Source organism: Pseudomonas juntendi (genome assembly GCF_009932375.1).
GTDB classification, from domain to species: domain Bacteria; phylum Pseudomonadota; class Gammaproteobacteria; order Pseudomonadales; family Pseudomonadaceae; genus Aquipseudomonas; species Aquipseudomonas juntendi.
Map to the genome: position 1 here is coordinate 1 of NZ_BLJG01000344.1, position 6333 is coordinate 6333.

General features: G+C 61.2%; 7 protein-coding genes and 1 tRNA gene. All 8 read right to left on the reverse strand.

The window, feature by feature from the left end; genetic code table 11:
• Nucleotides 1-109: 109 nt before the first annotated feature.
• Nucleotides 110-1096 (reverse strand): major capsid family protein, encoded by a 987-nt coding sequence (locus GYA94_RS25770; protein WP_150060262.1) that lies wholly within the window; start codon nucleotides 1094-1096, stop codon nucleotides 110-112.
• A gap of 12 nt (nucleotides 1097-1108) precedes the next feature.
• Nucleotides 1109-1621: a structural cement protein Gp24 gene (locus GYA94_RS25775; RefSeq protein ID WP_161893372.1), complete on the reverse strand. Its 513-nt coding sequence runs from the start codon at nucleotides 1619-1621 to the stop codon at nucleotides 1109-1111.
• On the reverse strand, nucleotides 1621-2727 hold the full coding sequence (locus tag GYA94_RS25780) for a DUF2213 domain-containing protein (RefSeq protein WP_161893373.1): 1107 nt from the start codon (nucleotides 2725-2727) through the stop codon (nucleotides 1621-1623). Before GYA94_RS25780 ends, GYA94_RS25775 begins: the two co-directional genes overlap by 1 nt.
• Before the next feature lie 3 nt (nucleotides 2728-2730).
• The gene (locus GYA94_RS25785; RefSeq protein WP_161893374.1) at nucleotides 2731-3522 is read right to left on the reverse strand and encodes a phage minor head protein; all 792 of its coding nucleotides are present in this window, start codon (nucleotides 3520-3522) and stop codon (nucleotides 2731-2733) included.
• 67 nt (nucleotides 3523-3589) lie between these two features.
• Nucleotides 3590-4990, reverse strand: a complete 1401-nt coding sequence (locus GYA94_RS25790) for a DUF1073 domain-containing protein (protein ID WP_161893375.1) — start codon at nucleotides 4988-4990, stop codon at nucleotides 3590-3592.
• A 325-nt stretch (nucleotides 4991-5315) separates the two neighbouring features.
• Nucleotides 5316-5585, reverse strand: a complete 270-nt coding sequence (locus tag GYA94_RS25795; protein WP_161893376.1) for a hypothetical protein — start codon at nucleotides 5583-5585, stop codon at nucleotides 5316-5318.
• Nucleotides 5585-5896 carry a hypothetical protein gene (locus tag GYA94_RS25800; RefSeq protein WP_016711287.1) on the reverse strand — a complete coding sequence of 104 codons (312 nt, stop codon included), beginning with the start codon at nucleotides 5894-5896 and terminating at the stop codon, nucleotides 5585-5587. Before GYA94_RS25800 ends, GYA94_RS25795 begins: the two co-directional genes overlap by 1 nt.
• Nucleotides 5897-5975: 79 nt before the next feature.
• Nucleotides 5976-6049, reverse strand: a tRNA-Gly gene (locus tag GYA94_RS25805).
• Between the last annotated feature and the right edge of the window lie 284 nt (nucleotides 6050-6333).

Below are 6333 nucleotides of genomic sequence, written 5' to 3' on the forward strand. Positions count from 1 at the left end.
CTGATCCTCGGTGGTCTGCTCGCCAGGCTGCACCGAACTGCCGTCCGAGAGGACGACAGGGTTGGCGCTGACGTTGGTGTAGATCTTCTTCGAAGACATGGTGACCCCCTTAGATGCCGTCGACGTACAAGTGGGATTTGGGCACGCGCAATTCAGTGCCTGCGATCCGCACCAGGCCTGCCGACTCGAACTGCAGGCCGCCAGCACTTACCACTGGCGCATTCAGCATGAATGGCATTGGCATGTGGAATTTCGCGTACTTGGCGTCCTTGGTGTAAAACATCATCCGGTCGGTACCGCCAGCGCCTGCGCCTGCCAATTGGAGGATCGGCTCGAAGGTGAGCTTGGTCACGCGCTCCAGGTAGCTCAGCAGCGTGTCCGACGTGTTCGGGATGCGGTAGCTCTCGATCTGGCCGTGCTGAATCGCCGGGAGCAGGACATGCGTTGGGCGGAAGACGTTTCGGGTCTGCGTGATGCTGACGCGAAGGCGCCCGTTGTTGAACAGGTTCAGCAGATCCTGAGATACCTTGTTGGGGTCATCCTGGGCGATGATCTGCGCGATGGTCATATCCGGACCGCCGAGCAGGGTTCCGGACGACACAACAGGAACGTCTGGGTACTTGATCAGGCCGCCCTGCGCGAGGGAAGGGACCGATGGATCGCCAGCGAACGCCGTGGAATCAAGCCACTGCTCGGTCAGCATGCGCACGCCGGCTGGTTTCTCGGCCAGATAGTTGATGGATGCCCCGTAGCCTTGGGCGCGCTCCATCTCCATTGCCTTACCCAGTTCGGCCAGCGTGTAGCTGTAGCCGAGCGAGAAGGTGTGGACATCGACAGCGCCCATTGCCGAAGCAATTTCTGCCAGCGGATAGTCTTTCGACTTGTCGCCCAGGATCTGCGGCTTACCGCGGAAGTCGAGGGTTTTGAAGCCGACGCTTTCTGTCCAATCCGGCGCCGAGGTATCGACAGCCAGGATGGTTGGGTACTTGATCTCGGGGTACGGCTGACGCAGTACCTCTTGCTCGATGTAGGTCAGCTGGCCAGTGTAAAAGCCGAGCGCGGCCTGAATCTGGGCATCCATTGTGGTGCGAGCCATACTCGATTCTCCTTAAGCAACCAGAGTTGCGAGCGCTTGGCCGCGAACTTGGATAACGGTCATGCCGCCAGCGGCAGCGATTCTCTTGAAGGTCGCGCCCGGCCACAGGAGGTTGCCTGCGGTAGCCGCGTTGGTGAACTCGCCGGTGTTCGGCACGACGTACACCTGCTGGTTCGGGGTCGAACCACCGAGGGTCTTCACCCAGATACGGCCATACGCCAGTGCTGTGGACTCCTGGCCCACTGGGCGAGATCCGACCACGTTGCCGTTGGCGTTCCCGTCGCCGGTCAGGTAGCCACCGCCAACAGCGATGGACTGACGCACGGACACACCGATGATGAACGCAGCTGCTGCAGCAGGGAGGCGGCCGCCCTTGTCAGCCACGCCCTGGATCAGGGCTCGGCCGAATGGAACGGGAGCGGTCTCGACGACGTAGGTGATCTCGTCATCCATCGAGTGATCTTGAATCTGACCCTCGAAGGCTTCGCTGGCGTACTGGTTGAAAGTGTCAAATGCAGTGGCCATTACTTTTCACCCCGCAGGAACTTGTTGTAGGCGTCGGAGCCGTCGTTGGTAGTCTTCGGATGGTTCTTGATGTCCTTGGCCAGGGCGGCGAGGCTGTCTTTGGTGGCCTGAGCGTCCTCGTCGTCATCCTCGTCCTCGGTCTCTTTCGCATCCTCCTCGGCGGAGTCGAATGCGGCGGTGATGTAGGCCTCGGACTTGCCTGCCCAGTCGCGGGTGGGCTTCAGCTGTGCCAGGGCGGCGCGCTTGATTTCCAGCGGGGAGACCAGGCCTTTGGCGTCGAAGCCTTTCACGAGCTTGCGGGCCTGAGCGATGGTGTCGAGAGTGAGCTTGACGCGCTCGCCGATGGCAGCGTCGGAGGTGGCCTTCTTGGCCTCTTCCAGCTTCTCCTCGGCTTCGTCCTTGGTGGCTTCAGCCCTGTCTGCGCGTTCGTTGGCTTCGTCTAAGGACTTCATGAGCTTGGCAATGCCGTCCTCGACGATCACTGCATGCTCTTCGTCCAGCACGACGGAGAGGGTTTTATTGGAGTCCAGAAAGAGCTTCCGGGTCGCCATGGTTGGGGTACCTTTCGGTTTGTGGTCAAAAATACGGGCGACCTTTCCGGCCCGTGCTGCCTCTACAACCGCCATGTGGTTGTTCAGGATGGTGCGCTGGGTGTACTCGTACGCCTTGCCGTCCGGGGCGGTCCCGGCCTCTTCGACGTACTCGGCGGTATACCCAGGCGACAGCTCAGCCTTACCCGACTCGATGTCGTTGATGGCTGACTGGTCCTTGATGATCATGTCGACGATCAGGTGATCACCTTCACGCTCTACGCCTCGCACATGTCCGACCGAGACATCCTTGAAGGTGGTCGAGTCGACCAGGTCTTCGGGGTGGTCGTTGGTCACGTCCTTGTCGACGTAGGTGGCCATCGACTCTGGGTCGAATAGCTCCTCGGGGGGCTTGTAGACGTTGACGATTCGGGCCGGGCCCGGCAGGTCCAGTTCAGTAGAAACGTACTGGTAGACCCCCGTGCGGGCCGCGATGCCCTTCACGCAGAGGTAGCCCTCAGGCGTGCGGGTGCGGGACGTAGGCTTGAAGGCCTCGTCCAAGGTCATTTTTTTCATGTGCTACCCGTTCTTGTCGGGGAAGTAGTTCACGCCGGGGATAAGGGATATCCCTACGCACCGGCAGAGCGGGTGGTGCTTGCCCGGGTGCAGATTGGTCACGCCGCGCCAGGTAGCGCCTTCGCTGACCTTGTACACGCCAGGGCCATAGCCGATGTCCTGCTTGGCGATGCCGTAGCAGCTGATCTTGGCGTTGGGGTACTTGCCACTGGGGTCACCAGAGACGCGCTGGTCCTTGGCCGTCTCGACGCGGTAGAACTCAATGCCGGCCGCCGTCTGCCGTTGGCGGGTCAGGTCGCTGTTCAGCTGCGATACCTGGTCCCGGGCGATCAGCTTGGCCCGCCTGGCGCTGACGCCGGTCTGCTCCTGAATCTGCTTGGCGATGGCCGTAGGAGCGAGGCCGTTTTTCATGCCGCCAAGCACGATCGTCTCCACCCGCTGGAAGTACTCGGCGGGGATGGACTTGATCAGGTTGACGTTCTCGGCGGTCGAGGCTTCGAGGTAGTCGACCATGCCCTTGGGCTTGGTGATCAGCTCGAAGTCCACACCCACGGCCCGATTGACCGACTTGCGGAAATCTTCCGCGTTGTCGGCCTCAGCCCGGCTGATGGTGCCGGCCGCCACCCGCCTGGCCTGCTGATCGAACAGGCTGGTGGTGAACGTAGACGACACCCGGCGTATTACCGCGAGGATTTCGTCAGTCCAGCCATCCAGGGTCGCCAGGCTGTCGGCGGTGTATTGCGGCTTGAGTCGAGCCATCTCGGGGCCCAGCACGGCATACAGCTGCTGCGACATATTGCGCACCAGGGCGTTTAGCTCGCCCCGGTAGAAGCGCTCTGCGCCCTCACTTGGCTTTACCGGATCAGGCGCCCGTGGCTTGCGCTTTCTTGCCATCAGGGCCTTGGTCGTCGCCGTCAGGGCCTCCAAGGGTGAAGGCTTCGAGGTTTTCATCGGAGCCAAGGCCATTGTCTTCGTCCTTCTCTCGCTGCACCTGGGCGGCGATCTGCTCGTCGGTGATGACGTATCGACCTTTGGCCTGCGCGCGGGTCATGGCGTGGCTTGGGCGGATGATGCGGTTCTCGATGTTGATCGCATCGGCCTGGGCGTCTGCCAGATCCTCTTGGGCTTCTTCCACGCTCGATTTCTGGTAGAGCGGGTTCCACTCGAACTCGATGTCGTCGGGGTAGGTGCCAAGGGCGGACCGAATCAGCACCTCATCCAGGCGTTCCAGGTCGCGGCGCATCTGGCCGTCTTGCTTGCCCTTGATCGTGCCGTGGTAGGTCTTGAGGTCGCCGTCGCCAGTGGAGTTGAGGCCGGCGGCCGACTGACCCCACAGCTCAGTGACGGGCATCTCTGCCGCGCCTGCCGTCCAGACCATGAACTGCTCCATGATCTGGCTCAGGCCGGAGAAGGCTATGCTCTTGCGCTCGTAGGTCTCGTGGTCGCTGTCCAGCAGGCCAAGGTTGATGATCCCTTTGAGCATGCCGAACATGCGGTAGCGCTCGGTGATCTGGTCACACTGGGCGCTGGCCAGGGCGCCTTGCAGGCCCTTGACGCTGATGGTGTCCACGTTCGCCTCAAGCACCAAGGAGGCTATGCCCCCTTTGGTGGCCACCACATCGCGCAGGTCTTCCATGCAGCGGCGCAGGCGGCTGTCACCCCAACCCTGCTCGAACTGAGCCATACGACGCGGCAGGCGTGCGCCCGTGCGGCGAATGACGTGCGAGTAGTGAATGGGCTGCTGACCGTTCACCACCGTGTACACCTCGGGCAGCATCCAGTTGGGCGCCAGAGGGTCGGTGAAGTTGAACTGGCTAGGCTGAATGTCCCAGCGGTCGAACACGACGATGTTCTTGAGTCCGCCCTTCTTCACCTTGTTCAGGTCGAGTGGCTTGCTCAGGTCCTGGCCGGTGATCATCAGCATCGCCGCGCCGCCGTACAGGTCAGCCCAGCAGCAGGCATCCAGGTACTTCTGCTGCACACCCAGGCGACGCTCCTCGGCTGCGATCTTCTTCGCATCCTTGCCGCTGAAGGTGCGCCACTCACGCAGGGCATCTTCGTTCGGCTTATCCACGATGCGACGAGCCAGCCAGTTGGACTGGTAGGCCGCCTCCAGCTCATACGGAGTGACGAACTGGAACCCGAAGCGGTTGTGCGTGCGCTTGTCGCGGTTGGTGCCGATGTTGGCAACCAGGTTGGAGAGACTGTCCGATGTGACAATCCCGCCAGATGGCACTTGAATTCGCGGTTTTGATGTGGTCACAGATTTATCTCCGCGCCACGAAATGGCACTTCATGATTTTGTGGCGCGAAACTACCGAGGATTGCTTCCAGGGTGATCCCCGGCGCCCATAAGGCATGTTTGCGGACCGAGCACGCTGCGCACTTCCATGCGCTCCTCGCAATAAACGTTAACCACCGGAGCAGGAGGCGCTTCATCCGCCTCTACCCTGCCAAGCATTTCCCTGATGCGTGCCCACTCTTGGGGCGATGGAGCAGAAGCAATGTGCTCGGCGAACCCGAACAGCCATGCAGGGAATTGGGATTCTTTCATTCTGGGGTCCTCGGTAATTATATCTATTGCGCAACTAGGTCGCCTGGAACACATGGCCGCGCCGGGCAACCGCATACAGGACGATGCCGAGATTCATGATCACGCCATACAGGGTTGGCACATGGCCGCTCATGGCCAGCACGAACGAACCGAACGCGCCAATGGCAACCAGGTAGAACGCAACCGCAAGCAGCGGCTCATCCATCGGCCTGATCCGGCGCAGGTAGTCGCACGCGGCGATCACCACCATTACGCTCAGGAAAGCATTGGCACCGATCAGGAGTGAAATAAGGGTCGAGCTCATCAGGTAGCTCCTTTGGCTCCGAACTGACCCACGAGCGACTTCAGCACCGGGATGATGTTCATTGCCAGAAGGCCTATCAGAAAGGCCACGCCGTATTGGGTTTCTCCGCTCGTGCCAAGGCTGAAGTAGCTGATGGCAAGCGGGGTGCAAAACACTGCTGAAGCGAATCCGGTGAAGAAGGCAGCAACCGCCTGGCCACGGGTAAGCCCGCGCAGGAAGGTCAGCGAGAGAATTGCCCCCGCGAAGCCACCAATGATCACGCCGTACTTCACCAGCAGGACGCCGGCAGTCGTGCTTGCTGGTTCGGCCATGAATGGTTCCTAGAAGAAAAGGCCCGGTGAGGCCCTATTGAGGGACCGGGCAAGCGTGCGGAGCAGCACATAACGAAATTGGAGCGGGCAGAGGGAATCGAACCCTTCTCTGCTCAGCGTGGGAGGCTGGCGGCAAACCTGCTGCTTGCCCGCTTTGCGTGGGTCTCTCCCCACCTGTCCGCCAAAGGATTCATCGGCGCCGACACCCTGATACTTCGGTCTCGTCGATTCCGCCTCAAGCCACCCGCGAAGCATGTGAGGTACGGGCGCTTGGGCTGCCGGTGTTTTCTGCATCGCGGCACTACCGGCTTATCCGCGTCCAGTCATCCCTTGCGGGCCACACTGGCAGTGGGTCCCAACACTAGAAAAAGAAATCCCGGCGCTGGGCCGGGACTCTTAAGGCCCTCTTGGGGCCCCAAAAAAAACCCAGCACTTGG

Excerpts from the sequence above, each read along its gene's own strand:
- GYA94_RS25785 (WP_161893374.1), bottom strand. The coding sequence starts at position 3,522 with ATGTCGCAGCAGCTGTATGCCGTGCTGGGCCCCGAGATGGCTCGACTC.
- GYA94_RS25770 (WP_150060262.1), bottom strand. The coding sequence starts at position 1,096 with ATGGCTCGCACCACAATGGATGCCCAGATTCAGGCCGCGCTCGGCTTT.
- GYA94_RS25795 (WP_161893376.1), bottom strand. The coding sequence starts at position 5,585 with ATGAGCTCGACCCTTATTTCACTCCTGATCGGTGCCAATGCTTTCCTG.
- GYA94_RS25800 (WP_016711287.1), bottom strand. The coding sequence starts at position 5,896 with ATGGCCGAACCAGCAAGCACGACTGCCGGCGTCCTGCTGGTGAAGTAC.
- GYA94_RS25775 (WP_161893372.1), bottom strand. The coding sequence starts at position 1,621 with ATGGCCACTGCATTTGACACTTTCAACCAGTACGCCAGCGAAGCCTTC.
- GYA94_RS25780 (WP_161893373.1), bottom strand. The coding sequence starts at position 2,727 with ATGAAAAAAATGACCTTGGACGAGGCCTTCAAGCCTACGTCCCGCACC.